The following is a 26,033-nucleotide window of genomic DNA, read 5'->3' as shown; positions in this document are numbered from 1 at the left end:
CCCGGCAGCGTTGCCGGTACCCGATTGGAGCGGCGATGAGCGCTTGCGCGAAGAGCAGACAGCAATAGCGATGGTCATGCAACTGCGGCGCTATGAGCCGGCCGATGTCCTGAAGATCGGGCGGGTCGTCGACGTCCGTTCCGCCGACGGAACCCGGCTGCACGCCGAGGTCTTCGGACCGGAAGACGGCTACCCGATCGTGCTGGCCCACGGCATCACCTGCGCGATTCGCGTCTGGGCCAACCAGATCGCCGACCTCTCGACTGACTACCGGGTGATCGCCTTCGACCACCGCGGCCACGGGCGCAGCGAAGTCCCACGCAGGCGCAGCAACTACGGCCTCGATTTCCTGGCGGCCGACCTGGACGCCGTACTGGACGCCACCCTGGCCCCCGGCGAGCGCGCCGTCATCGCCGGGCACTCGATGGGCGGCATCGCGATCACCTCGTGGGCGCAGCGCTACCCACTGCGGGTGACGCAGTGCGCCGACGCCGTCGCGCTGATCAACACCACGACCGGTGACCTGCTGCGCGACGTGAAGTTCCTGCCCGTGCCCAGCGCGCTGTCCGGTGGCAGGGTGGCGGCGGCGGGCGTGCTGCTCAAGCGACTCGGTGGGGCACCGCTGGTGCCCGGCTCGATCCAGCAGAGCCGGCGATTCGTCGCCGCACTGGCTGTTGGGCGCGACGCCGACCCCGCGATCGCGGACTTCGTCTTCGAACTCTTCGCGATGACCCCGCCCGCCGGGCGCGGCGGCTGGGCCCGCACGCTGGTCGACTCGCTCGGACCCAAGCACATCTCCTTGGCCAACCTCACCGTGCCCACGCTCGTCATCGGTAGCCGCGGTGATCGCCTTCTGCCCATCGGCGCGTCCCGCCGAATCGCCGAGCATGCACCGAATCTCGCCGCGTTCGTCGAACTGTCCGGCGGCCACTGCTCGAATCTAGAGCGCCCCGACGAGGTCAACCAGCACTTGCGTGCGCTGGTCGAGTCGGTGCGCGTCGAGCGGCGGATCAGCTCCTAGGCCAGGTAGGCGTCCACCTCGGCCGCCGCGCGCTGCCCCGACCGCACGGCACCGTCGAGGAAGCCGGTCCACTGGTCGGCCGTCTCGGTCCCCGCCCAGAAGATGCCGTCGACCGGTTTGCGCAGCCACTGCCCGTAGTTCGTCCACGATCCCGGCGGGACGGCCGCGGTGGGGCCGCCCGGGGCGAATCCTTCGCTGCCCCAACAGTGATCGACGTAGTCGATCGGATGCAGCGCCGCGTCGCCGAACAGCGCGGCGAAGCACTCCAACGCGACTTCGCGCCTGTCCTCGGCGGGCATCGGGTCGAACGTGCGGGGATCGGTGAAACCCAGCAGGATGCCAGGGCCGTCGTCGCCGGGGCTGACGTCGAACGTGATGAACACCTGCCCGTCGTCGGACAGCGCCTCACCCGAGCGGCCGTCGGCGCGCCAGAACGGGGTTTCGTAGGCGGCGTAGGCCTTGCTGAGGTTGCCCTGCGGCCAGTGCCCGGCCAACTGCGAATACCCTTCCGGCAGAGCGGGTTCGAAGGCGATGCCGCGGCGGTGCGAGGGCGGGATCGCCACGACGACGGCCTTGGCGGCCGTCACGCCGTTCCCCGAATGCACGGCCACGGTGCCGTCGGCGGCCCGCTCGATGCGTTGCACCACCGAATCCAGCGTCACCCGATCACCGAGCTCGTCGGCCATCCGCAGCGCGATCTGCTGGGTGCCTGCGGGGAAGCGGTCCTGCTGGGCACCACCCTCGACGTCGAGCATGGGGCCGATGCCCCCTGCCGCCTTGATGTAGCGCACGGCGTGCAGCAGCGACACGTCCTTGGGTTCGCAGCCCCACGTCACCCGCGACATGATCGCCATCAGATCCCGCGTCGACGCCCCGGCGTGCACGGAGCGCAGCCACCTCTCGAGGGACTGGTTGTCCACTCGGGGCGCAATCGTCGGCGTCCACGGATCCACCAGTGGAATCAGACGTTCCAGCCGATCGAACCGCCACTGGATGCGTGACACGTCGAGCAGTTCGAGGATCGACAGCCGGGGGATCGTGCTGCGGTACGAGCGCACCTTGCCGCGCCAGCGGATCAGGTTCTTGCCGCGGTTGTACGTCGGCACGGTCTCGCAGCCCAGTTCCGCGGCGAGCTTGAGCACCTCCGTCTGGGTCGGCCCGACGAACGTCGCGCCGAGATCCACCGGCACGTCGGCGATCGTCGTCGTGTACGACCGGCCGCCGACCCTGTCGCGGCCCTCGAGCACCACCACGTCGTGTCCCAGCCTGGCCAAGGCGCGTGCGGTCGACAGTCCGGCGAAGCCCGCCCCCACCACTACGACGTCGGTCATCGCTCCAGTCTGGCCACTCCGGTGCATTCCCGTGCCCAGATCGTTGACGTACCACATACCCGAGCACCTAGGCTGGCGGTACGCAGCGGGACCACGACGAGGAGGTTCTCCATGGATGCGAACGAGGCCGTCGAAGTATCAGACGTACTCATCATCGGCGCAGGCATCTCCGGTATCGGCGCGGCCTACCGCATCCACGAGAGGAATCCACAGCTCACGTACACCATGCTTGAGCGTCGGGAGCGGATCGGCGGCACCTGGGACCTGTTTCGCTACCCGGGCATCCGCTCCGACAGCGACATCTTCACGCTCAGCTATTCCTACGAGGCATGGACGCGGCCCGAAAACCTTGCCGACGGTGCCGACATCCGCGCCTACCTGACGGAGACGGCCCGCAAGTACGGGATCGACAGTCACATCCGCTTCAACACCCACGTGCGATCCGCCGACTGGGACTCGGAGACCGACACCTGGACCGTCCGCGTCGAGCAGGGTGGCGTCGAGCGGCGATACCGCGGTCGCTTCCTCTTCTTCGGCACCGGCTACTACAACTACGACGAGCCCTACTCGCCGGAGTTCCCGGGACTCGAGAACTTCACCGGCGAGGTGATTCATCCGCAGTACTGGCCGGAGTCGCTGGACTACACCGGGAAGAAGCTCGTCGTCATCGGCAGTGGCGCGACGGCCATCAGCATGATCCCCTCGCTGACGAAGATGGCCGCGCACGTCACGATGCTGCAGCGCTCGCCCACCTACCTAATGTCCGTCGCGAAGATCAACCCGATGCTTGCCATCGTTCGAAAATTCTTGCCGCGCAAGTTATCTCACGCGATTGCGCGGGCCTACTTCAAGATCCTCACCGTGGGCAGCTATTGGTTCGCCCGCAAGGCTCCAACGACCTTCAAGAAGTTCGCACGGGCCACGGCGTTGAAGCATCTTCCCGCAGGCTACGACGTGGACACTCATTTCAAGCCGCGTTACGACCCGTGGGACCAGCGGCTGTGTGTGATCCTCGGTGGAGACTTCTACGAGGAGATCACGAGCGGCCGTGTCGAAGTGGTGACCGACCACGTCGACCACATGGACGCCACGGGCGTCGTCCTCAAGTCGGGCGGACGCATCGATGCCGACGTGATCGTGACTGCGACCGGCCTTCAACTTCAGGCACTCGGCGGTATCTCGGTGAGCGTCGATGGCGCCGAGATCAAGCCCACCGACCGATTCGTCTACAAGGAGTACCTACTCGAGGACGTGCCGAACATGGCGTGGTGCATCGGCTACACCAACGCGTCGTGGACCCTGCGTGCAGACATGACCGCAAGGGCGGTGGCGAAGCTGTTGGCCTACATGGAGACTCACGGCTACACGCACGCCTACCCGCACCTGGGTGGCGTGCCGATGAAGGAGAAGCCGACGTTCGACCTCCAAGCCGGTTACGTGCAGCGGGCTCCGCACGCGCTGCCGAAGTCCGGCACGCGACGGCCATGGAAAGTCAGGCACAACTACCTGCTGGACGTCGTCGATCACCGCTTCGACCGGATCGAGGAGTCGATGGTGTTCGGCCGCGTATCGGTCCCGGCCGTGCAGTCGGTCTGAGTCACGGCGTCCGCAGAATCGCGCCCGTTCCCAGCAATTGGGTGGCCGACAACCCGAACGTGGCCTTGAATCGGTCGGCGAGGTGTGACGGGCTGGCGAAACCGGAGTCCACCGCCGCGGCCGTGAGGTTGCGTCCCGCGGCGATGGCCGTCCCGGCAGCCACCAGTCGCACCCAGAGCCGATAGCGTCGCAGGCTCGTCCCGACCTCGTCGCGGAACAGGTGCAGAAACCGCGACTCGGACAACCCTGCCTCGGCGGCCAGTTCACGCGACGACAGCGTCGTGGCAGGCTCGGCGCGTATCCGGGCTGCGGCGAGCACGATGCGGGGATCGATGACGCGCTCGACGGCAGGTGCGGCCAAATCGAGCCAGCGGCAGGCGCTTTGGTCGTCGTCGGGGGCGAACGCAAGCTGCTTCTCGGCGGCGTGGTGAACGCCGATGCCGTCCACCCACCGGCCGAACCCACGTCGGCACGAGTCCGCCCGAGCCGACGTCGGCTCCAGGTAGCAGGACACCAGCCGGCCGCCGTGGCAGAGGAGCTGATGGGTCAGCCGCGGCGGGATCAGGACGCTATGTGCGTCGCGCGTGGTTCCGTCGGGGGTCAGCACGGTGAGTGGCCGGTCGACGCCGACTGCCAAGCACCACACGGATCCCGAATGTGGCGCCAGATTCAGGCTCGGACCGGCGTAGAGCGCCTGGCCCGGCCACAGCCAGATCGACGAAGAGCAGGTTTGTGGAAGCGGTGACGCCACTTCTAGGACCATGCTGGCCTCCTACGTGAACTGGAACAGGAGGCTACCGTGGCCAGCGCAGTCGACACAGCGGTCATTGCCGTGATGGGTGTGTTCTTCCTCGGCATGGGGATATACGCACTCGCCGCCCCCGCGATGCTGGTGCGGCCGTTCGGCATCACGCTCGAACACCCCACGTCGCGGTCGGAGGTACGCGCCGTCTACGGCGGTTTCGGCCTGGCCATCGCAGGGGTGCTGGCGTACGCGGCCGTTGATGCAGGATCTCATCGAAGCGGGATCCTGCTAGCCGTCGGCATGGCCCTGGCGGGCATGGCGTTCGGCCGCCTCGTGTCCGCGGTGGTCGACGGTCGGACGGCGTTCTACCCCAATTGGTTCTACTTCGGCGTCGAGGCCGTAGCTGGCGCCGTGCTGCTGATCATTGCCTGACGGCCCGCGCCATCGAGTTCTGCGCGATGGTTGCGATCCTCGCGGCGATCGCAGCCCTCGTGCAGAAGTCGTGGGCCCTGTCACGCATACATGCTGCCAACCGGCGATCAATTTCTGCCACCGGAATTAAACCTCTGACCTGCTGGTTTAACACATCAGATCGGCGAGAACGGCCTCCCGCCGACACACAGAGGCCATACGGCAAGCAAGTAAGAAGAGGGAAGATCATGAAGAAGTTTGGATTCGCCAGCATCGTCGCAACCGGTTTCGCAGCAGCCTTGTTCGGCCTGGCCGCCCCCGCTGATGCGGGCGTCGACCACCACACGTGGCTCAACGACATCCAGCAGCAGGCAGTCGTCGGCTCGGCCACCTCGACCGTGGGCAACGGCCGCTGACGTACCCACCCATCAAGAAGGGGCACCCATCAATTGGGTGCCCCTTCTTCGTGCGCGACTACGGTGCGACGGTCAGCCAGTCCGCGAAACCCGACGGGTCGTGGCGGCCCAGCGCGCCGTGCTCGAAAAGGCCCCAGCCCTCGACCGGCGTGCCGTCGCCGTCGGTGCACACCGCCCGCCCGACGTGATCGATCACGCCGAAGCCGGCCCTGCCGACGATGGCGGGGTCGGTCATGTCGTAGGTGAGGCGTTCGGTGAACTTCTCGCCCCTCCACATGCCGTGAATCCAGTCCGAGTCGCCGCCGTAGCCGCCGCCGACGTGAATCGGCACAGGAAGTTTGGATTCCACGTCGAAGTGGAGCAGAGCACCATTCTGCGCCGTGGCGTCGATGGTGGCTCCGGTCGGGATCCGGGTGCCGGAGTTGTAGTGGATCTTGACCCGCGGCCAGCCCAATTGCTCGACGCGGCCGTCCTTCCAGACTCGGGTGCAGTCGTTCAGTGAGCGGAAGCCGGTGTGGTCCTCCTGGATGATGATGACGATCGAGAAGTCGTCGAACGCGATCGGCACGTAGAGCCACCACATGCCCTCGAACGGCGGATCGGCAGGCCGCCCACCGGGTTCGGCCTCACCGATCGGCCTGATGCCCCAGGACCGGTCTCGTGACCCGATCCACACCGATGGGTCGACGGTGATCTCCTCGCCGTCGATCGCGATGTGCCCACTCCACGAGCCCAATTGGGCGAATCGCTGCGCGTCCAACGTGATCCGGGTGCCGGTGCGCAGGATGTGGCGCTGCTCCTGGACGACGTCGAACAATCCGTTCCAGGTCAGATCGGCGGCGATGCCCTCGGTCTCGTCGAGCACGATCCGCAGTCGCTGTAGTGGCTCGTCGACCTCGATGCGGTAGCCGAGGACGTGCTGGTTGAGCCGGTCCTGGTCTATCGCGTCGGACAGGTGCACCGCCGTCTGCGTGTCGCCGCGGCGGATCAGGAAGAAGGCGTCCTTCACCCCGAGGTTGGGGTAGTAGCCGAGGCCGGTGATGAGGAAGACGTCGCCTGTCCGGTCGTGCGCGTTGAAGTAGGACCGGTCGTAGAAGTTGCGGTCCGACGATCCGGGCCAGGCGATCGGTTGCGGAATCTGGTGTACGGGAAACTCATCCATCGGGCCGAGCATCAGGCTTCCTCCATATCCCGGGTCGCTTCGCTCCTGCCCTCCGGAGCCTCTTCTATCAATCGCTTCAAAAGGCCTCCGTGGTAGAACGTCGACTCCAGATCGTCGATCTTCTCGATCTCGCCGAACCGCACCCGCCGTGCCCCGGTGCGCATGAAGACGCAGCACCAGATCACCCCGGAGTACACGTAGAACCACCGCAGGTCGCCCAGTTCGGCACCGGTCAGCCGCGTGTAGGTCTCGCGCACGTCCTCCTCGCGCATGACGTCGGGCAACCCCGGCAGGCCGGCGAGACCGGCGAGTTCCTGGAACACCATGTGCGCGAAGATGATCCACGACACGTCGAGCTCGCGCGGGCCTACCGTCGCCATCTCCCAGTCCAGTACGGCGACCGGGCGAAAGTCCTCGTAGAGCACGTTGCCGATGCGTGAGTCGCCCCACGTCAACACCGATTGCGAGGCGGCGACGTCGGCGGGGAAGTTGTCCTCGAGCCAGGCCAGTGCGCGCTCCACCAACTCCGAGCGACCGGCATCGGCCGCCGCGAACTCGTACCAGTCCTTCAGCCAGCCGAAGTGCCTGCGCAGTGGGGTGTCACCCGGTGGGTCGACCTCGGAGAGAAAGCCGAACGTCTGCTCGGCATCGGGTATCGCATGCAGTTTCGCCAGCACTTCGACGGTGGCATCCTGCAGTTCGCGCTGTTGCTCGATCGGTGCGTCGGCGAACCAGTTGTCCCCGAACGTGTAGGGCATGACGTCGGGCGGGACGATGCCGGAGACGTGATCCATCAGGAAGAACGGCGTCCCCAGCACGTCGCCGCTGGTGTCGAGCCACCGCACCACGGGCACCGGCACATCGGTCAGCTCTCCGACCAAGCGGATGACCTCGAATTGGTGGTCGAGCCGGTAGTCCTTGAACACCGGAACGTCCTCGGCGCGGGGTGCCACCCTGGCCACCCATCTCTGTTCGACGGAGTGCCCGTCTTTCTCCCACCGGCCGGTCAGAATGATGGTCTCCGACGACATTCCGTTGGACTCGACACCGCTTTCGATCGTCACGTCCGGGGTTACGCCTCCGGGCATCACGGTGGACAGCCACTGCGACATCACCGAGGGGAGAGTGGTGACGTCTCGCGAGGAGTGCTGCAGGCGGCTGATCTCTTCGACCGCCGGTTCGGTAGCCACAGGTTTACCCTTCCAAGCAATTACGCTACGCTTCGTAGCGTTATGAAAGCAGACCCGCCCGCGGTTGACAAGGCCGGGCACACGCGAGGAGCACACAGCGTTACTGCCTCAGGCCGCCCACGCGACCCGCGTATCGACGCTGCCATACTCGGCGCGACCGCGGATCTGCTCGTCGAAATCGGTTATTCGAATCTCACGATGGCCGCCGTCGCGGAGCGGGCGGGCACCACCAAGACCGCGCTGTACCGCCGCTGGTCGAGCAAGGCAGAACTCGTCCACGAGGCGGCCTTCCCGATCGCGCCGACCGCACTGACGGCACCCGAGGGCGACATCGCGGGCGACGTGCGGGCGATGATCGCGGCTACTCGCGACGTCTTCAGTAGTCCCTTGGTGCGGGCGGCGCTGCCGGGGCTGATCGCCGACATGGCGGACGATGCGGACCTGAATGCTCGGGTGGTGGGCCGCTTCACCGGCGTGTTCGGCGTGGTGGGTGCACGGCTGGCGCATGCCGTGAACCGAGGACAGATAAGCGCCGACGTCGACGCCGGCCGGCTGATCGAGATCATCGGCGGCGCAACCCTTCTCCGTCTGCTACTGGTGCCTGACCAGGAACTCGACGATGAGTGGGTCGACCAGACCGCGGCGATCGTGGTGCACGGCGTGATGCCGGAACGGGTGGCGCCACAGCCGTTTCCGGCCGACTGGAGGACGGCGCTCGTCCTGGTACCGCATCCCGACGACCCCGAGTACGGGTGTTCGGCGGCAGTCGCCAAGTGGACTGCGGCAGGCAAGACCGTGCACTACGCGTTGGCCTCGCGCGGTGAGGTCGGCATCGAGGGCATGCCGGCAGAGGAAGCCGGCCCGCTGCGCGAAGAAGAACAACGACGCTCGGCCGCCATCGTGGGGGTCAGTGACGTGCAGTTCTGGGACTTCCCCGACAGCCACATCCGCGATACCCCCGCGCTGCGCACCAAGATCGCCGAGACCATCTCGGCCCTGGCGCCCGAGGTGGTCGTGACCATCTACAGCGGTGCCCAGTGGGCGCCAGGTGCACCGAACCAGCGTGACCACATCGAGTTCTCCAATGCCGTTGCCGCAGCATATGACTCGCTTGTCGATCCGCCGCGATGGCTTTTCGAGTGCGGCCCCGACATCACGCACTGCGAGGTGGTGGACGGATTCGTGGACGCTGCGGTGGCGTCGCTCATGGCGCACGCCGTGTACCTCTCGGTGCTCGACCCCGGCACGCCCGTCGAGGAGCAAGCGCGCAACGAGGTCGATGCGGCGACGCCTCCGCGACCGGAGTTCGGTGGTCGGCGCACGGTGGGGTTCATTCTGCGAAGGCCCGCGACGTGATGCCGGTCGTTGCGACGCGGGCAGGGAAGGTGCGTGGCTCGGAGCAGGACCGCGTTCGGGTGTTTCGCGGAATCCCTCCTCGCGGCGGTGCCCGCGAAGGATTTGGTCGACGCAGCGACGGAGGTCGAGGCATCCGCACTCGGGCGCGAGGATCGATGGGGATACGGGCGGGCGGTGCGCGGCGCGATCTTCGGGCCCGTGGTGGACGGAACCGTCGTGCCGACAAGCCCGTGGCGGGCGATGGCCGCAGGCGCGGCCCGAGACGTCGAGATGATCATCGGGCACAACCGCGACGAGTACAACATCGTCATCGCAGGGGCCGGCGGCCCTCACACCGTCACCGAAGCCGCTTCGGACCGGGCCTTGCGCACGCTACCGCCACGACCGACTGGTGCCGAGGACTACCGGGCAGCCCATCCCGGCGCCGATCACGCCGAGCTGTACCAGATCGTGTGCTCGGACTTCGTGTACCGGATGCCGAGCCTGCATCTGGCCCAGGCACACGCCGCTGCCGGTGGCCGCACGTATCTCTACGAATTCTGTTGGGATGCAACGCCGATCGGCGCAGCGCACACCGTCGAGATCCCCGCAGTGTTCGGCACCCTCGACTCGCCGTACGGTGCCCAGCTCTACGGGACGCCACCGCCACCACGAGCCGTTGCGCTCTCCGATGACATGGGACGAGCCTGGCGGTCGTTCGCCGCGAATGGCGATCCGGGCTGGCCGCCGTACGACGCAACAGGCCAACTCACCCGCGTCTTCGGCGCCGAGTCTACGGTCGTGCGCTATCCCGAGCAGGTGTCGCAGGCGATCTGGGCGGACTACGAGTTCGAGCCGTTCCCGCTGCGCGCGTCGGTCAGCGAGTGATCTGCGACTTGTTGGCGCGGATGACGTCGAGGCGGCGTTGCTCTAGCCCAGCCAGGTCGTGCTCCTGAGCGCCTGCGATGGCGTCCTCGGCTGCCAGTGCCGGGTCGATGACGGCTGCGGCGCCGGTAACGTAGATCTCCTTGAGCCCCAGCATGGTTGGCTTGGGTACTTCGGCGACCTGACTGGCGAGTTCGACGGCTCGATCGAGTAGGCGGTCGTGGGCCACGACCTCGGTGACCAGCCCGATCCGCTCGGCGCGGACGGCGTCGACCACCTCGCCCGTCATGGACATGCGCCGCGCCATCGCCGCACCGACGACCTGGGGGAGTCGGGCGGTCATCCCGCCGCCGGGCAGGATCCCCACCCGCGCATGGGTGTCGGCGAACACCGCTCGCTCCGAGGCGATCAGGAAGTCGCAGCCAAGCGCCAACTCGAGGCCGCCGGTGAACGTCGCACCGTTGATCGCCCCGAGCGTCGGCGTGCGCATCTCGGCGACGGCGCTGATGCAGCTGTTCGACTTGAACTCCGCGAAGTACTTCAGACCGTCGCGGGCGGCCTCCTTCAGGTCGACGCCAGCGCAGAACGCAGGATCGGCGCCGGTGAGTACGATGGCACGCACCGAATCGTCTGCGTCGGCGGCCTTCAGGGCCGCGTACAGCGACCTGATCAGCTCGCGGTTCAACGCGTTTCGGGCCGCGGGACGGTTCATCGTCAGCACCCGGACCGCGCCCCTGTCGGTGCGGGTCACCAGCGCGTCGTCGGTCACGATCGCACGTTAGCGGACGAACTGGACGGCGTGATCGACCAGGTCGAGGAGCGGCTGCGGCAGGGCGCCGAGCGCCAGCGTGACGGCTGCGGTCAGGGTCACGGTCGCGGTGCTCAGTGCGCTCGGCACGACGACCGTTGGCGGGTCGTCGGGCGGTTCGGTGAAGAACATCAGCACGATCAATCGAACGTAGAAGTAGGCGGCGACGGCGCTGGCGATGACGCCGACGATGACCAAAGGAGCGGCACCGCCCTCGGCGGCGGCCTTGAACACCGCGAACTTCCCGACGAAGCCGCTGGTCAACGGGATCCCGGCGAAGGCGAGCAGGAAGAGCGAGAACACCACGCCCACAAGGGGATGCCGCCGACCGAGCCCCGCCCAGCGGGTCATGTCGGTCTCTTCCTCACCGGCTGCGTTGCGCACCAGGCTCACCACGGCGAAGGCGCCGAGGGTGCTGAACCCGTAGGCGAACAGGTAGAACAACGTCGCCGAGAGACCGTCGGGGTTGAGCGCGATGACGCCGGTCAGGATGAACCCGGTGTGCGCCACCGAGGAGTAGGCCAGCATGCGCTTCACGTCTGTCTGCGCTACCGCGGTCACCGTGCCGACGACCATGGTGAGGATCGCGACCGCCCACATCACGGGACGCCAGTCGTTCTCGAGTCCGGGAAGTGCGACGTAGAAGATGCGCAGTGTCGCGCCGAATGCCGCGATCTTGGTGGCCGCCGCCATGAAGGCCGTGATCGGTGTCGGGGCGCCCTGATAGACGTCGGGGATCCACGAATGGAACGGCACCGCACCGACTTTGAACAGCAGGCCCACCGACAACAGCGCCATGCCGATCAGCGCCAACGACGAGTTGCCCGGACTTGCGGCGACTTCGTTGCGGATCCCGCTCAGGCTCAGCCCGCCGGAGTAGCCGTAGAGCAGGGCGATGCCGTATAGGAAGAAGGCCGACGCGAACGCGCCGAGCAGGAAGTACTTCAGCGCGGCTTCTTGGGACAGCAGTCGCCGCCGCCGGGCCAGGCCGCACATCAGGTACAGCGGCAGCGAGAACACCTCGAGCGCGATGAACATCGTGAGCAGGTCGTCGGAGGCGGGGAACAACATCATGCCGCCGATCGCGAACATGGTCAGCGGGAAGATCTCCGTCTGTGCCACACCGGTCTTCGTCGCGATGATCTCTGCGATGCTGCCGGGCACCGCTGCGGCTTGTGAGGTGAACGCATCAAGGCCGCTGGCGCCGACCTCGGCGCCCACTTCGGCGGGAAGGCGACGTTCTGCCATCAGCAATGTGCCGAGGAGGCCGACCAACAGCAGCGTGCCCTGCAGGAAGAGCGCTGGCCTGTCGACGGCGACGGCACCGGCGACAGCCGTTTGCCCCTCCGCCGAGTGCAGGTCCATCCACGCCTTGACCACGGCGACCAGTGCGGCGAGTTGACCGCCGATGGCCAGCGTCAGCTGCACCCGGTAACGGGCGCCGCGGGGGAGGAACGCCTCGAGGAGCACGCCGATGACGGCGACGCCGAACACGATCAGCATCGGCAACAGCAGCCAGTATTCGACTGACGGTGGCGTGACGGTCATTTCGGTGCCTCCGCCACCCGCGGCGCGGGGTCCTGTTGGTCGATGGTGGTCAACGTGTGGCTCACGGCCGGGTTGATCAGGTCGAGCGCGGGCTTCGGGTATATCCCCAACACCAGCAGGATCGCGATCAGTGGCACCACCGCGACGAGCTCGCGGGGCACCAGATCACTCAGCTTCTCGTTGCCGCTCTTGACCGGCCCCGTCATCATCCGCTGATAGGCCCACAGGATGTAGATGGCCGACAGCACCAGGGCACTCGCCGCGAACACCGCGAATGCGGGATAGCGGGTAAAGGTGCCGATGAGCACCAGGAACTCGCTGATGAACGGCGCGAGACCCGGCAGCGACAGGGTGGCGAGGCCGGCGACCAGGAACGTGCCAGCCAGGATCGGCGCGACCTTCTGCACACCGCCGAAGTCGGCGATGGCCCGGCTTCCCCTGCGGGACACCAGGAATCCGGCGATCAGGAACAGTGCCGCCGTGGAGATGCCGTGATTGACCATGTAGAGCGTCGCCCCGGACTGGCCTTGGCTGGTCATCACGAAGATGCCAAGGATGATGAACCCGAAGTGCGAGATCGACGTATACGCGATGAGGCGCATGACGTCGGTCTGGCCGATCGCCACGATCGCACCGTAGACGATGCCGATCACCGCGAGCGTGATGATCAACGGGCGGAACGTCATCGAGGCGTCGGGGAACAACTGCAGGCAATAGCGCAGCATGCCGAACGTGCCGACCTTGTCGACGACGGCCATCATCAACACCGCTGTCGCGGGAGTCGACTCCACGGCGGCATCGGGCAGCCAGCGGTGGAACGGCCACAGCGGGGCCTTGACCGCGAACGCGAACATGAAACCGAGGAACAGCGCGTTGAGCACTGCGGGGTTGATGCCGAGTTGGCCGTTCGCGACCGCGGCGACGATCGCCCTGAAGTCGAACGTGCCCGCGTCGAACGTGGCGCTGTTGGCGGTCGCAACGTACAGTCCGATCACGGCGGCCAGCATGATGAGCCCGCCGAACAGGTTGTACAGCAAGAACTTCACCGCCGCCTTGCTGCGGTTCTCGCCCCCGAAGCCACCGATGAGGAAGTACAACGGGATGAGCATGGCTTCGAAGAACACGTAGAACAGCAGTACGTCGAGCGCGACCAGCGAGATCAGCACCATGCCTTCGACGGCGAGCGTCAGCGCCAGGTAGGTGTGCGTGGAACGCGGTTGGTCGCCGCCGTCGTTCCAGCCGGCGATCATCAGGATTGGCACCAGCACGGCGGTCAGGACCACCAGAGCCAGGGCGATGCCGTCGAGGCCGAGGATGTACCCGGTGCCGAACGACGGGATCCATTGGCGGTCCTCGACGAACTGGTACTGCGCTCCGGCGGGATCGAATTCGACCGCGAGTCCCACGGTGATGGCGAGCACGGCCACCGAGAGGCCAAGGGCGAGATACTTCGCGAGGTGCCGCGCGCCGGCGGGCAGCAGGATCACCAATGCTGCCCCTGCCATCGGGATGGCCCAGAGCACGGTCAACCACGGCATGCCGGTCACCAGACCCTCGTTACCAGGACCGCCGCGATCAACAGCGCGGCGCCGCCGAGCATCGAAAGGGCATAGGAGCGGGCGAACCCAGTTTGAAACTGCCGCAACCGTTCCGACGCGTCCCTGATCAGCGCGGCCAGCCCCCGTGATGCTCCGTCGACGGCGTCGTCGTCGATCTCGACAAGGCCAGCGGTGAGCAGCTGACCCGGTCGCATCAGGACGTCCTCGTTGAACGCGTCGCCGTAGAGATCGTTGCGGGCCGCCACGGTGAGCGCGGACCCGTCGGGCGCGGTCTCGGGTATCGGGCGGGTCGCGTACATCCGGTAGGCGATGCCGACACCGATGGCGACCACCGCCAGCGTAATGGTCGTCATGACCCACACCGGCACCGAGTGTTCGGCAACGCGAGCGCCAACGACCGGTTCGAGCCAGTGCTCGAGGGTGCCGCCGATGGCGAGCAGGCCACCGGCGCCTACCGATCCCACGGCCAGCACGATCATCGGCCACGTCATGCTGCGCGGGGATTCGTGCGGATGCGGCGGCTCCGTCATCTCTCCCGTCGCTTCGCTCGCCCGGGTCATTTCCCCCGTCGCTTCGCTCGCCCGGGCCGCCCAACGCTTCTCCCCGAAGAACGTCATCAGCATCACCCGCGTCATGTAGAACGCGGTGATGCCTGCGCCGAGCAGGGCCGCGCCGCCAAGCAGCAGCCCACGGACTCCGCCTGCGGCGAACGCGGTTTCGATGATGGCGTCCTTGGAGAAGAAGCCCGCGAACGGTGGCACGCCGATGATCGCGAGGTAGCCGAGCCCGAACGTCACGAACGTGATCGGCATGTAGGTGCGCAGCCCGCCGTACCTGCGCATGTCGGTTTCGTCGTTCATGCCGTGCATCACCGAACCGGCGCCGAGGAACAGTCCGGCCTTGAAGAATCCGTGGGTGAGCAGGTGCATGATCGCTATGGCGTAGCCGGCCGGTCCCAGCCCGGCGGCCAGCACCATGTACCCGATCTGCGACATGGTGGAAGCGGCGAGGGCCTTCTTGATGTCGTCCTTCGCGCACCCGATCACCGCGCCGAACAACAAGGTGACCGCACCCACGATGACGACGCCGACCCTGGCATTGGGGGCCAGGTCGTACACCGGCCCGGACCGCACGATCAGGTAGACGCCCGCGGTGACCATGGTCGCCGCGTGGATCAGCGCCGACACCGGGGTGGGGCCCTCCATCGCGTCGCCGAGCCAGGACTGCAGCGGCACCTGCGCGGACTTGCCGCACGCGGCGAGCAGCAGGAGCAATCCGATCGCGGTGAGTGTGCCCGAAGACATCTCGTCGGCGGCACCGAAGACTCCCGCGTAGGACACGGTGCCGACGTTTGCGAACATCACCATCAGCGCGAGCGCGAGGCCGATGTCACCGACTCGGTTGACCACGAAGGCCTTCTTCGCCGCGGTCGCGGCCGATGGCTTGTGCGACCAGAAGCCGATCAGCAGGTACGACGCCAGGCCGACGCCCTCCCAGCCGACGTAGAGCCCGAGATAGTTGTCGGCTAGCACCAGAAGCAACATCGCCGCGACGAACAGGTTCAGGTAGCCGAAGAACCTTCTGCGGTCGGGATCGTCGGCCATGTAGCCGACCGAGTACAGATGGATCAGCGAACCGACACCGGTGATCAACAGCACGAAGCAGACGGACAGCTGGTCCAGTTGAAGGCCGAAGTCGACCTGGAGTCCCGCCACCGGGACCCACGAGAACAGCCGTTCGTGAATCGTCCTGTCGTCGACGGTTCGGTTGAGCAGGTCGACGAACAGCACCAGACCGACGACGAAGGAGGCCAGCGCGGTCGCGCACCCCAGCAGGTGACCCCACGCATCGGTGGCCCGACCGCCGAGCAGCAGGACCGCCGCACCCGCGAGCGGGAGCAGGATGAGCAGCCACACCGGAATCGTGCCCATCAGTGCTTCAGCAGGCTGGCCGCATCGACCGACGCCGATCGCCTGGCTCGGAAGATGGTCATGATGATGGCAAGACCGACCACCACCTCGCACGCGGCGACGACCATGGTGAAGAACGCCACCACCTGACCGTCGAGGTGGCCGTGCATGCGGGAGAACGCGACGAACGCCAGGTTGGCGGCGTTGAGCATCAACTCGACGCACATGAACATCACGATGGCGTTGCGCCGCAACAGCACTCCGGCGGCGCCGATGGTGAACAGCGCAGCCGACAGATACAGGTAGTTGTCGGGATTCATCTGGCTCCGTTCTTGGCCGTGCCGTTCGACGATGACTCCTCGCGCATGCTGCGGTGCGGCAGGATCGCGCTCACCGAATCGTTGGCGTCGGAGCCGTCGGGAAGTCGGGCCGCCATGTCGACGGCGTTGTGCCTGGCGTAGACGCCGGGGCTGGGTCTCGGCGTCGGGTGCCCGCCGGGGGCAAATCGCTCGATCGCAAGTTCCCGCTGGGTCTTTCGGCGGTCGAAGCGCTCCCGGTGGGCCAGCAGCATCGCGCCGAGGGCGGCAGTGATCAGCAGCGCGCTGGTCAGTTCGAACGCCCACAGGTAGCGGGTGAAGATCAGTGCCGCCAGACCCTCCACGTTGCCGCCGCTGTTCGCCTCGGTCAGCCCGGAGAAGCCTGCGACCGACACGTTGCCGATGCCACCGATGAGCAGGATGCCGAACGCGGCACCCGCAACGCAGGCGGCGATGCGTTGTCCGCGAATGGTTTCCACCAGGGAGTCCGCCGAGTCCACCCCGATCAGCATCAGGACGAACAGGAACAGCATCATCACCGCGCCGGTGTAGACCACCACCTGCACGATGCCTAGGAACAGTGCGTCCTGCGCGATGTACAGCATGGCGAGGATGATCATCACCACTGCCAGGAAGACCGCGGAGTAGACCGCCTTGGGTGCGGCTACCAGCGCGAGCGCGCCGAGAACGGCGAGTACGGCGAGCACCCAGAACGTCACCTCTTCGGCCGTCGATGTCCGGTACGCGGTCTCGGCGGCCAGCACCGCGAAATCGGCTGTCATTTCAGCGTTTCCTTAGGGGTCTTTTCCATGGGCCCGGCCAAACCGTCGGCGGTGATGTTGCCGCGGTAGTAGTCCTCGTCGGTACTGCCCTCGGCCATGGCATGCGGGGGCGCCAGCATGTTCTGCAGCAAGGGCGCGAGGAGTTTGTCCTTGCCATAGATGAGATCGGAGCGGTTGTCGTCGGCCATCTCGTAGTCGTTGGTCATGGTCAACGCCCGGGTGGGGCACGCCTCGATGCACAACCCGCACCCGATGCAGCGCAGGTAATTGATTTGGTAGACCTGGCCGTATCGCTCACCGGGCGAGAATCGCTCCTCCTCGGTGTTGTCGGCGCCCTCGACGAAGATGGCGTCCGCGGGGCAGGCCCACGCGCAGAGCTCGCAGCCGATGCACTTCTCCAGGCCGTCGTCGTACCTGTTGAGTTGGTGACGACCGTGGTACCGGGGCGCGACCGCGCCTGGCTTCTCCGGATACTCCTCGGTGACGCGCTTCTTGAACATCGTCTTGAACGTCACGCCGAAACCGGCTAAGGCGTCGATGAAATTAGGCACGTGTGGGCTCCTTCTCGGGGATCGGAGGGATCGGGAAGGCGCCCGAGTCGGCGGCGGGTATGACGTCGATGGGGACGCGCCTGCGTCGTAGGGTCCGCCACATGTAGGCGAGCAGGATCACGGCCACGAAGGCGCCGATCGTGCTGAGCAGGACCGCCCAGCCTTCGTGACCCTTGACCTCGAATGTGCGCACGATCGCGACGGTCATGATCCAACCAAGTGATATGGGAATCAGGACCTTCCAGCCCAGTGCCATGAATTGGTCGTAGCGCAGACGGGGCAGGGTGGCGCGCAGCCACATGAAGAGGAACAGGAATCCCCACACCTTGGCGATGAACCACAGCAGCGGCCACCACCCGGTGTTGAAGCCGTCCCAGAGGCTCAACGGCCACGGCGCCTGCCAACCGCCGAGGAACAACGTGGTGGCCAGCGCCGACACCGTGGTCATGTTCACGTACTCCGCGAGCATGAAGATCGCGAAGCCCAGCGACGAATATTCGGTGTGGAAGCCACCGACCAGTTCGCCCTCGGCCTCGGGGAGATCGAATGGCGCCCTGTTGGTTTCCCCGACCATGGACGTCACGTAGATCAGAAACGACGGCAGCAGCAGGACGACGTACCAGACGTGCTGCTGTTTGGCGATGATCTCCGACGTCGACATGGTGCCCGAGTACAGGAACACCGCGGCGAAGCTCAGGGCCATGGCGATCTCGTAGGAGATCACCTGCGCACTGGAGCGCAGCCCGCCAAGCAGGGGGTAGGTGGAGCCGGATGCCCAGCCGGCCAACACGATTCCGTACACGCCGATCGACGTGACCGCGAGCACGTACAGCACGGCGACCGGAAGATCGGTCAGTTGCAGTGGAGTCTGGTGGCCGAACACGCTGACCATGCCGCCCATCGGGATCACGGCGAAGGCCATGATGGCGGGGATCACCGAGATGATCGGCGCCAGCAGGTAGACCGGCTTCTCGACGCCTGCCGGGATGAGGCCTTCCTTGAGCGCCAACTTGATTCCGTCGGCCAGGCTCTGCAGCAGCCCCCACGGTCCGACCCGGTTGGGCCCAGGGCGGTACTGCATCCAGCCGAGCACTTTGCGTTCGGCGAGGATCGCCACCAACACGGTCAGTAAGAGGAACACGAAGATGCCCAACGCCTTCGCCAGCGTCAGCCACCACGGGTCGTGGCCGAATGAGGTCAGATCCGGATAGGTCACTTCTGGTCACCTCCTCGAACGTCGACGACGGTGCCGACGGAGACCCGCAGCGTTGCGGCCACCGTCGACCCGTGCGAGTTCAGCGGCAGCCAGACCACGCGGTCGGGCATTTCGGTGATCTCCAGCGGCAAGGTGACTTCGCCATGTCCACTGCCGACGGTCACCCGATCGTCGTCGCTCACCCCGATCTCGGCGGCGGTGGCCGGGGACAGCCGGACGACCGAAGGCCGCGCCGTGCCGGCAAGGTGCGGCTCGCCGTCCTGAAGTCGGCCCGCGTCCAACAGCATTCGCCAACCGGCCAGAACGGCCTGACCGGCAGCAGGGACGGCAGGCGCCTGCCCGGCTACGTCCGGATCCGCGGCCCGAGGGCCCTGCCACGTGCCCAGCCTGCCGAGTTCGTCGCGGACTGCGGCGGCGTCGCCGAGGCCCAGATCGACGCCGACCTCCTCGGCCAACGCGGCGAGCACCCGCGCATCCGAGGTAGCAGTCGGTGGCAGGGCGGGGGCGAACGGCCGGGAGCGACCCTCCCAGTTCACGAACGTGCCCGCCTTCTCGGTGACTGTGGCGACGGGGAAGACGACGTCCGCGCGGTCGGTGACGGCGCTGTGACGCAGTTCCAGGCTCACCACGAACGGCTTGGCGCCCGCCCCGTCAAGGGCAGCCAGTGCCGCCGCAGGGTCGGGTAGGTCGTCGAGTTCCACGCCGCCGATCAGCAGTGCGCCCAGCGCGCCGTCGGCGGCCGCCTCCAAGATGCTCGATGCATCACGCCCTTGCGCGGTTGGCAGTTCGTCGACGTGCCACGCCGCGGCGACTTCGGCACGGGCGTCGGGATCGTCGACGGGCCTGCCGCCGGGCAGAAGGTTCGGTGCCGCACCCGCTTCCAGCGCACCGCGGTCGCCTGCGCGCCGCGGCACCCAGCCGATGCGCGCCCCCGTCGCGCGGGCCAGCCGCAGCGCCGCCGAATAGCCGCCCGTTGCAGTCGCCAGCCGTTCGCCGACCAGGATCACCGCACCCGGTAGCCGCAACGACTCGTCGACGTGCAGGGCGTCGAGTGCGGCCGCCTCGCCACCCGGCGCGGTGGCGATGAGCGTGCCGCCCATCTTCGTCAGCCCGCGGGTGGCGAACGGCGCGATCGCGGTGACCTTCAGGCCGTGCTTGCGGAATGCCTTGCGCAGCCGAAGGAAGACGATCGGAGACTCCTCCTCTGGCTCGAACCCGGCGAGCAGCACCGCGGGTGCTGCCTCGAGGTCGGCGTAGGTCACCGACATCTGCTGGCCGGCCACCGCGGCCGCCAGGAACTGCGCCTCCTCTTCCGAGTGTGCGCGGCTACGGAAGTCGATGTCGTTGGTACCCAAGACGATCCGAGTGAACTTCGAGTAGGCGTAGGCGTCTTCGAGCGTCGCCCGGCCGCCTACCAGCACGCCAGTGCGGCCGCCCGCCGCGCTGAGCCCGCGCACGGCGATCGCCACCGCCTCCGACCACGACGCGGGGCGCTGGTTGCCGTCCGCCTCGCGCACCAGCGGAGTGGCGATCCGGTCACCCTGTTTGGGGTACGCGAACGCCCAGCGCCCCTTGTCGCAATTCCACTCCTCGTTGACCTCGGGATCGTCACCGGCCAAGCGGCGCAGCACCTTCCCGCGCCGATGATCGGTGCGCTGAGCGCAGCCCGAGGCGCAGTGCTCACACGCGCTTGGCGAGGACACCAGGTCGAACGGGCGCGCCCGGAACCGGTAGGCGGTGCCGGTCAGCGCTCCCACCGGGCAGACCTGAACGGTGTTCCCGGAGAAGTAGGAGTCGAACGGGGTATCGGTGGCGATGCCAACCTGTTGCAGCGCACCGCGTTCGAGCAGTTCGATGAAGGGATCCCCGGCGATCTGATTCGAGAATCGCGTGCACCGCGCACACAGCACGCACCGTTCCCTGTCGAGTAGCACTTGCGACGACAGGTTGATCGGCTTGGGGAAGGTTCGCTTGACGTCGTCGAACCGGGTGTCGGCCTGGCCGTTCGACATCGCCTGGTTCTGCAGCGGGCATTCGCCGCCCTTGTCGCACACCGGACAGTCGAGCGGGTGATTGATCAGCAGCAGTTCCATCACGCCGTGCTGGGCCTTGTCGGCGATCTCCGATGTCAGTTGTGTCCGGACGACCATGTCGGGGGTGACCGTGATGGTGCACGATGCCATCGGCTTGCGCTGGCCCTCCACCTCGACGAGGCACTGACGGCAGGCGCCGACCGGTTCCAGCAGTGGGTGGTCACAGAACCGGGGGATCTGGATGCCCATCAGTTCCGCCGCGCGGATCACCAGGGTGCCCTTGGGCACGCTGAGCTGATGGTCGTCGATGGTCAGCGTGACGAGCTCGACGTCCGGCGCACTTGGCGCCGTCGGTTCGGTCTTCCTCTCTGCCATCGTCATGAGCGCGTCACCCCTTTCCCGCGAGCAGACATATATGGCCCTGATTCAGGGCAAAGGAGGGCACTTTGCGACTGCTCGCGCGGATGGTTGTCGTCATACGGCGGCCCCTTCCGGTGCGGCGAGCATCGATGCGTGCGGGTCGAACGGACACCCGCCGTCAAGGTGCGCGACGTACTCGTCGCGGAAGTACTTGATCGACGACAGGATTGGGCTCGCCGCGCCGTCGCCGAGCGCGCAGAACGACTTGCCGTTGATCGCATCGGCGATGTCGAGCAGTTTGTCGAGATCGGCTTCACCCGCCTGACCGGTCTCGAGGCGCTCGTAGATCTGGGCCAGCCAGTAGGTGCCCTCGCGACACGGTGTGCACTTGCCGCAGGACTCGTGGGCGTAGAACTGGGTCCAGCGGCGGACCGCCCGCACCACGCATGTGGTCTCGTCGAAGATCTGCAGCGCCTTGGTGCCGAGCATCGATCCGACCTTGGCCATGTTCTCGTAATCCAATGGCACGTCGAGGTGTTCGGCCGTCAGCAGTGGGGTGGACGATCCGCCGGGGGTCCAGAACTTCAGCTGGTGGCCTGCCCGCACCCCGCCTGCGTAGTCGAGGAGTTCGTTCAGCGTGATGCCCAACGGCGCCTCGTACTGGCCGGGCCTGGTGACGTGGCCGGACAGCGAGTACAGCGTGAAACCCGGCGACTTCTCCGAGCCCATCGACTTGAACCATTCGACCCCGCCGCGCATGACGGCGGGCACGCTCGCGATCGACTCGACGTTGTTGACCACCGTCGGGCAGGCGTACAGGCCAGCAACGGCGGGGAATGGCGGCCGCAGCCGAGGCTGGCCTCGCCTGCCCTCCAGCGAGTCGAGCAGCGCGGTCTCCTCGCCGCAGATGTAGGCGCCGGCGCCCGCGTGCACCACCAGGTCGAGGTCGAAGCCCGTGCCGCGGATGTCGGTGCCCAGGTATCCGGCCGCGTAGGCCTCGTCGACGGCGTTCTGCAACCGGCGCAGCACCGGCACCACCTCGCCGCGGACGTAGATGAACGCATGACGGGCGCGGATGGCGTAGGCCGCGATGATCGCGCCCTCGACCAGCACGTGCGGCGTGGCCATCATGAGTGGAATGTCCTTGCAGGTACCGGGTTCCGACTCATCGGCGTTGATCACCAGATAGTGCGGCTTGGCACCAGCACCGTCCGGGCCCTGCGGGATGAACGACCACTTCTGACCGGTGGGGAAGCCCGCGCCGCCGCGGCCGCGCAGTCCGGAGTCCTTGACGAGGGCGATGACCGCGTCGGGGTCCATCGCCAGCGCGGTCGACAGCGCCTGATAGCCGTCGTGGTCCAGGTAGGTCTGCAGCGTCCAGGATTCGGGATCGTCCCAGTAGGCGCTGAGCACGGGGGTGAGCGTCATGGCCGATCCCCATTCTTCGGCGGCACGTCAGCCGACGGTCCTGGCGCAGGTTCGTCGCGGGCCGACTTCTTCGCGATCTGCTCGTCGTCGGGTCCGTCGGCCACCGCACTTGCATTGGCCACCGATGGCGCCTCCATGCCGCGCTCTTGGGCCACCCTTAGTCCGGCCAGCGTCGCCTCGCCGGCGGCGCCGTCATTGGCTCCCGGCCGTTGATCGGGGAAACCGGCAAGGATGCGGGCCGTCTCGCGGAACGTGCACAGCGGTGCGCCGCGGGTGGGCGACACCGGCCAGCCGTCACGCAACTGGTCGACGAGATCCCTTGCCGACGAGGGTGTCTGGTTGTCGAAGAACTCCCAGTTGACCATCACCACGGGCGCGTAGTCGCACGCGGCGTTGCATTCGACGTGGTCCAGGGTGACCTTGCCATCTTCGGTGGTCTGCCCGGCGTGCACGCCGAGGTGTTCTTCGAGCACCTCGAGGATCGCGTCGCCGCCCATGACGGCACACAGCGTGTTGGTGCACACCCCGACCAGGTAGTCGCCCGTCGGCGTCCGCCGGTACATCGAGTAGAACGTGGCGACCGCGGTGACCTCGGCCGGGGTCAGGTCGAGTTGGTCTGCGCAGAAGGCGATTCCGGCCGGGGTGAGAAAGCCCTCCTCGGCCTGCACCAGATGCAGCATGGGCAGAAGGGCGGACCGTGAGCTGGGGTAGCGGCCGATGATCGCGGCGGCATCGGCGGCGAGCCGGGTCGTCACGTCGGCCGGATAGGACTGCGGCCCGCGGGTGATGGGCGGTCCCGGTTCGTCGGGCCGGGGTCCCAGACGAAGTTCGATCGCCGTCACTTGTGCCATCTCCTCTTCGCGCAAGCGCTCATCACCTATCCACACCGCCCATTACCGGGTCGATCGACGCCACCGCCGAGATCGCGTCGGCGACCATGCCGCCCTCGCACATCGCCGCCACCGCTTGAAGATTGGTGAACGACGGGTCGCGGTAGTGCACGCGATAGGGCCGTGTGCCTCCGTCGGACACCATGTGCACGCCGAGTTCGCCGCGCGGCGACTCGACCGCGACGTAAACCTGCCCGGCGGGCACCCGGATGCCCTCGGTGACCAGTTTGAAGTGATGGATCAGGGCTTCCATCGAGCCGCCCATGATCTTGGCGATGTATTCCTTCGAGTTGCCAAGACCGTCGGGGCCGAGTTTGAGGTCGGCCGGCCAGGCGAGTTTCTTGTCGGTGAGCATCACCGGTCCTGGCTTGAGTCGATCGACACACTGCTCGATGATCTTGAGCGACTCCCGCATCTCCCGCACCCGGATCAGGTAGCGGCCGTAGGCATCGCACTCGTCGGTGGTGATCACGTCGAACTCGTAGTTCTCGTACCCGCAATACGGTTGGGCGCGGCGCAGGTCGTGCGGCAGTCCGGTGGAGCGAAGGATCGGGCCGGTGATGCCGAGCGCCATGCAGCCCGTGAGATCCAGGTAGCCGACGCCGACGGTGCGGGCCTTCCAGATGTAGTTCTCGTTGAGCAGGTTCTCCAGATCGGTGAGCTTGTCGGGCATCGTCCGCAGCAGCTCCTCGAGCTGCGGCATCGCCTCGTCGGGCACGTCGACGGCCACCCCACCGGGCCGGATGTAGGCATGGTTCATGCGCAGGCCGGTGATGGTCTCGAACACCGCAAGCACCTGTTCACGTCCGAGGAAGCCGAAGAACATGGCCGACATGGCGCCCAGTTCCATGCCTCCTGTCGCCAGGGCGACGAGGTGGCTGGAGATCCGGTTGAGCTCCATCAGCATCACTCGGATGACGGTGGCCCGCTCGGGGATGTCGTCGGTCACGTCGAGTAACTTCTCGACGCCGAGGCAATACGCCGTCTCGTTGAAGAACGGCGACAGGTAGTCCATTCGCGTGACGAACGTGACGCCCTGCGTCCAGTTACGGTACTCGAGGTTCTTCTCGATTCCGGTGTGCAGGTAGCCGATTCCACAGCGGGCCTCGGTGATCGTCTCGCCGTCGATCTCGAGGATGAGCCGCAGCACGCCGTGTGTGGACGGGTGCTGGGGTCCCATGTTGACGACGATGCGCTCGCCTGCGACGCCACTGTCCCTTGCGGCCTTGACGACGTCGTCCCAGTCTTCCCCGCCCACCGTGATCACGGTCTCGGGAACGTCTTGTTGGGTCATCAGTTGTAGGACCTCCGCTCGTCGGGCGGGGGGATCGTCGCCCCGTGGTACTCCACGGGGATGCCGCCCAACGGGTAGTCCTTGCGTTGCGGATGGCCGACCCAGTCGTCGGGCATCTCGATGCGGGTCAGCGATGGGTGCCCGTCGAACACGATGCCGAAGAAGTCGTAGGTCTCCCGCTCGTGCCAGTCCGTGGTGGGGTAGACCGAATACAGCGAGGGCACATGGGGATCCGCATCGGGTGCGGCCACCTCGACGCGGATCCGCCGGTTGTGTGTGATCGACATCAGCGGGTAGACCGCGTGCAGTTCGCGGTCGGCGTCGCTGGGGTAGTGCACTCCCGAGACACCAAGGCACAGTTCGAATCTCAAGGCTGCGTCGTCGCGCAATGCCTGCGCAACGGCGACCAGATGCTCGCGGCGCACCTCGAGGGTGAGCTCGTCGCGGAACACCACGACGCGTTCGACGGCGGCGCTGAAGGCGTCCTCGCCGAGCACGGTGATCAACCTGTCGACCACGTCGTCGAAGTATCCGCCGTAGGGTCGCGGTGAACTGCCGGGCAGTACGACTTCGCGGATCAGCCTGCCGTATCCGGACGTGTCGCCGCTGCCCTCGACGCCGAAGCTGCCTCGTCGCACGCCGATCAGCTGGGGCGACTGCTCGTCGCTGGTGCCGTTCGCCTCGCTCATGACCGCAGCAGTCCCGTGAACTCGATGGTGGGCCGCGACGCGAGCGCCGCCTCCTCGGCGGCGGCGATGGCATCGGCGCGGTTGACCCCGAGTGGCATCTCCTGGATCTTGGCGTGCAGCATCAGGATCGCATTCAGTAGCATCTCAGGCCGTGGTGGACAGCCGGGCAGGTAGATGTCCACGGGGACCACGTGGTCAACGCCCTGGACGACGGCGTAGTTGTTGAACATGCCGCCCGAGGATGCGCAGACGCCCATCGCCAGAACCCATTTGGGCTCGGCCATCTGGTCGTAGACCTGTCGCAACACCGGCGCCATCTTCTGGCTGACGCGCCCCGCGACGATCATCAGATCGGCCTGCCGCGGCGTCGCCGAGAACCGCTCCATGCCGAACCTGGCGATGTCGAATCGCGGTCCGGCAGTGGCCATCATCTCGATGGCGCAGCACGCAAGGCCGAACGTCGCGGGCCACAGCGATCCCTTGCGGACGTAGCCGGCCACCTTCTCCACCGTCGACAGCAGGATGCCGCCGGGCAAGCGTTCTTCGAGACCCATCT

Annotated in this window: 24 protein-coding genes and 1 pseudogene; 7 read left to right on the top strand and 18 right to left on the bottom strand. The window is 66.9% G+C overall.

The features are described from left to right. The first annotated feature begins 70 nt into the window (after positions 1 to 70). On the top strand, positions 71 to 1,021 hold the full coding sequence (locus HNP02_RS27610) for an alpha/beta fold hydrolase (protein ID WP_184443826.1): 951 nt from the start codon (positions 71 to 73) through the stop codon (positions 1,019 to 1,021). Here the strand turns inward: HNP02_RS27610 and HNP02_RS27605 are convergent. After that, positions 1,018 to 2,352, bottom strand: coding sequence for a flavin monoamine oxidase family protein (locus HNP02_RS27605; RefSeq protein ID WP_184443825.1), 1,335 nt, complete (start codon positions 2,350 to 2,352; stop codon positions 1,018 to 1,020). The two genes, HNP02_RS27610 and HNP02_RS27605, sit on opposite strands and share 4 nt — an antisense overlap. A gap of 111 nt (positions 2,353 to 2,463) precedes the next feature. Here HNP02_RS27605 and HNP02_RS27600 point away from each other — a divergent pair, with 111 nt between their 5' ends. Beyond that, on the top strand, positions 2,464 to 3,948 hold the full coding sequence (locus HNP02_RS27600; protein ID WP_184443824.1) for an NAD(P)/FAD-dependent oxidoreductase: 1,485 nt from the start codon (positions 2,464 to 2,466) through the stop codon (positions 3,946 to 3,948). Position 3,949: 1 nt separating this feature from the next. On the opposite strand, the gene HNP02_RS27595 is transcribed toward HNP02_RS27600, so the two are convergent. Then, positions 3,950 to 4,711, bottom strand: coding sequence for an AraC family transcriptional regulator (locus HNP02_RS27595; protein ID WP_184443823.1), 762 nt, complete (start codon positions 4,709 to 4,711; stop codon positions 3,950 to 3,952). 36 nt (positions 4,712 to 4,747) lie between these two features. Here HNP02_RS27595 and HNP02_RS27590 point away from each other — a divergent pair, with 36 nt between their 5' ends. Then, complete coding sequence (locus HNP02_RS27590; protein WP_309241710.1) at positions 4,748 to 5,125, top strand: DUF4345 domain-containing protein; 378 nt, start codon at positions 4,748 to 4,750, stop codon at positions 5,123 to 5,125. 227 nt (positions 5,126 to 5,352) lie between these two features. Beyond that, entirely contained in the window at positions 5,353 to 5,520 is a 168-nt protein-coding gene (locus HNP02_RS27585) for a hypothetical protein (RefSeq protein ID WP_184443822.1), read from the top strand. A 58-nt stretch (positions 5,521 to 5,578) separates the two neighbouring features. Here the strand turns inward: HNP02_RS27585 and HNP02_RS27580 are convergent, their stop codons facing one another. Both HNP02_RS27580 and HNP02_RS27575 read right to left on the bottom strand, forming a co-directional pair. Beyond that, entirely contained in the window at positions 5,579 to 6,694 is a 1,116-nt protein-coding gene (locus tag HNP02_RS27580; protein ID WP_184443821.1) for a hypothetical protein, read from the bottom strand. Next, positions 6,694 to 7,872: a phosphotransferase family protein gene (locus HNP02_RS27575; RefSeq protein ID WP_184443820.1), complete on the bottom strand. Its 1,179-nt coding sequence runs from the start codon at positions 7,870 to 7,872 to the stop codon at positions 6,694 to 6,696. Before HNP02_RS27575 ends, HNP02_RS27580 begins: the two co-directional genes overlap by 1 nt. Before the next feature lie 42 nt (positions 7,873 to 7,914). On the opposite strand from HNP02_RS27575, the pseudogene HNP02_RS27570 reads away from it, so the two are divergent. The 3 genes and pseudogenes from HNP02_RS27570 to HNP02_RS27560 all read left to right on the top strand — a co-directional run. Then, positions 7,915 to 8,538 (top strand): annotated as a pseudogene (locus HNP02_RS27570) (TetR/AcrR family transcriptional regulator); the annotation flags it as partial. After that, positions 8,536 to 9,228 carry a PIG-L deacetylase family protein gene (locus HNP02_RS27565; RefSeq protein WP_184443984.1) on the top strand — a complete coding sequence of 231 codons (693 nt, stop codon included), beginning with the start codon at positions 8,536 to 8,538 and terminating at the stop codon, positions 9,226 to 9,228. The pseudogene HNP02_RS27570 and the gene HNP02_RS27565, both read left to right, overlap by 3 nt. A 33-nt stretch (positions 9,229 to 9,261) precedes the next feature. After that, positions 9,262 to 10,095: a carboxylesterase family protein gene (locus tag HNP02_RS27560; protein ID WP_184443819.1), complete on the top strand. Its 834-nt coding sequence runs from the start codon at positions 9,262 to 9,264 to the stop codon at positions 10,093 to 10,095. Here the strand turns inward: HNP02_RS27560 and HNP02_RS27555 are convergent. From HNP02_RS27555 to HNP02_RS27490, 14 genes are all read right to left on the bottom strand, one after another. Next, positions 10,085 to 10,861: an enoyl-CoA hydratase gene (locus tag HNP02_RS27555; protein ID WP_184443818.1), complete on the bottom strand. Its 777-nt coding sequence runs from the start codon at positions 10,859 to 10,861 to the stop codon at positions 10,085 to 10,087. The genes HNP02_RS27560 and HNP02_RS27555 overlap by 11 nt on opposite strands. A gap of 9 nt (positions 10,862 to 10,870) precedes the next feature. Beyond that, complete coding sequence (nuoN, locus tag HNP02_RS27550) at positions 10,871 to 12,448, bottom strand: NADH-quinone oxidoreductase subunit NuoN (protein ID WP_184443817.1); 1,578 nt, start codon at positions 12,446 to 12,448, stop codon at positions 10,871 to 10,873. Then, complete coding sequence (locus HNP02_RS27545) at positions 12,445 to 13,995, bottom strand: NADH-quinone oxidoreductase subunit M (RefSeq protein WP_375373715.1); 1,551 nt, start codon at positions 13,993 to 13,995, stop codon at positions 12,445 to 12,447. The genes nuoN and HNP02_RS27545 overlap by 4 nt, the downstream gene beginning before the upstream one ends. Continuing rightward, on the bottom strand, positions 13,992 to 15,938 hold the full coding sequence (gene nuoL / locus HNP02_RS27540) for an NADH-quinone oxidoreductase subunit L (protein ID WP_184443816.1): 1,947 nt from the start codon (positions 15,936 to 15,938) through the stop codon (positions 13,992 to 13,994). The genes HNP02_RS27545 and nuoL overlap by 4 nt, the downstream gene beginning before the upstream one ends. Next, complete coding sequence (nuoK, locus tag HNP02_RS27535) at positions 15,938 to 16,237, bottom strand: NADH-quinone oxidoreductase subunit NuoK (protein WP_184443815.1); 300 nt, start codon at positions 16,235 to 16,237, stop codon at positions 15,938 to 15,940. Before nuoK ends, nuoL begins: the two co-directional genes overlap by 1 nt. After that, positions 16,234 to 17,016 (bottom strand): NADH-quinone oxidoreductase subunit J, encoded by a 783-nt coding sequence (locus tag HNP02_RS27530; RefSeq protein ID WP_184443814.1) that lies wholly within the window; start codon positions 17,014 to 17,016, stop codon positions 16,234 to 16,236. Before HNP02_RS27530 ends, nuoK begins: the two co-directional genes overlap by 4 nt. Further along, entirely contained in the window at positions 17,013 to 17,567 is a 555-nt protein-coding gene (gene nuoI, locus HNP02_RS27525) for an NADH-quinone oxidoreductase subunit NuoI (protein WP_184443813.1), read from the bottom strand. Before nuoI ends, HNP02_RS27530 begins: the two co-directional genes overlap by 4 nt. Continuing rightward, complete coding sequence (gene nuoH / locus HNP02_RS27520; RefSeq protein WP_255507035.1) at positions 17,560 to 18,768, bottom strand: NADH-quinone oxidoreductase subunit NuoH; 1,209 nt, start codon at positions 18,766 to 18,768, stop codon at positions 17,560 to 17,562. The genes nuoI and nuoH overlap by 8 nt, the downstream gene beginning before the upstream one ends. Before the next feature lie 11 nt (positions 18,769 to 18,779). Then, complete coding sequence (locus HNP02_RS27515; RefSeq protein ID WP_184443811.1) at positions 18,780 to 21,197, bottom strand: NADH-quinone oxidoreductase subunit G; 2,418 nt, start codon at positions 21,195 to 21,197, stop codon at positions 18,780 to 18,782. 93 nt (positions 21,198 to 21,290) lie between these two features. Beyond that, the gene (nuoF, locus tag HNP02_RS27510; RefSeq protein ID WP_184443810.1) at positions 21,291 to 22,604 is read right to left on the bottom strand and encodes an NADH-quinone oxidoreductase subunit NuoF; all 1,314 of its coding nucleotides are present in this window, start codon (positions 22,602 to 22,604) and stop codon (positions 21,291 to 21,293) included. Beyond that, a complete protein-coding gene (nuoE, locus tag HNP02_RS27505) occupies positions 22,601 to 23,455 on the bottom strand; it encodes an NADH-quinone oxidoreductase subunit NuoE (RefSeq protein ID WP_184443809.1) in 855 nt (284 codons plus the stop codon). The genes nuoF and nuoE overlap by 4 nt, the downstream gene beginning before the upstream one ends. A 22-nt stretch (positions 23,456 to 23,477) precedes the next feature. Further along, positions 23,478 to 24,788 (bottom strand): NADH dehydrogenase (quinone) subunit D, encoded by a 1,311-nt coding sequence (gene nuoD / locus HNP02_RS27500; RefSeq protein WP_184443808.1) that lies wholly within the window; start codon positions 24,786 to 24,788, stop codon positions 23,478 to 23,480. Then, the gene (locus HNP02_RS27495; protein ID WP_184443807.1) at positions 24,788 to 25,477 is read right to left on the bottom strand and encodes an NADH-quinone oxidoreductase subunit C; all 690 of its coding nucleotides are present in this window, start codon (positions 25,475 to 25,477) and stop codon (positions 24,788 to 24,790) included. Before HNP02_RS27495 ends, nuoD begins: the two co-directional genes overlap by 1 nt. Beyond that, complete coding sequence (locus HNP02_RS27490) at positions 25,474 to 26,031, bottom strand: NADH-quinone oxidoreductase subunit B family protein (protein ID WP_184443806.1); 558 nt, start codon at positions 26,029 to 26,031, stop codon at positions 25,474 to 25,476. Before HNP02_RS27490 ends, HNP02_RS27495 begins: the two co-directional genes overlap by 4 nt. Positions 26,032 to 26,033: the final 2 nt, after the last annotated feature.

Source organism: Mycobacterium sp. AZCC_0083 (genome assembly GCF_014202335.1).
Lineage (GTDB): Bacteria > Actinomycetota > Actinomycetes > Mycobacteriales > Mycobacteriaceae > Mycobacterium.
Note: the sequence above shows the minus strand (reverse complement) of the source record. Positions and strands in the feature narration are given on the sequence as shown.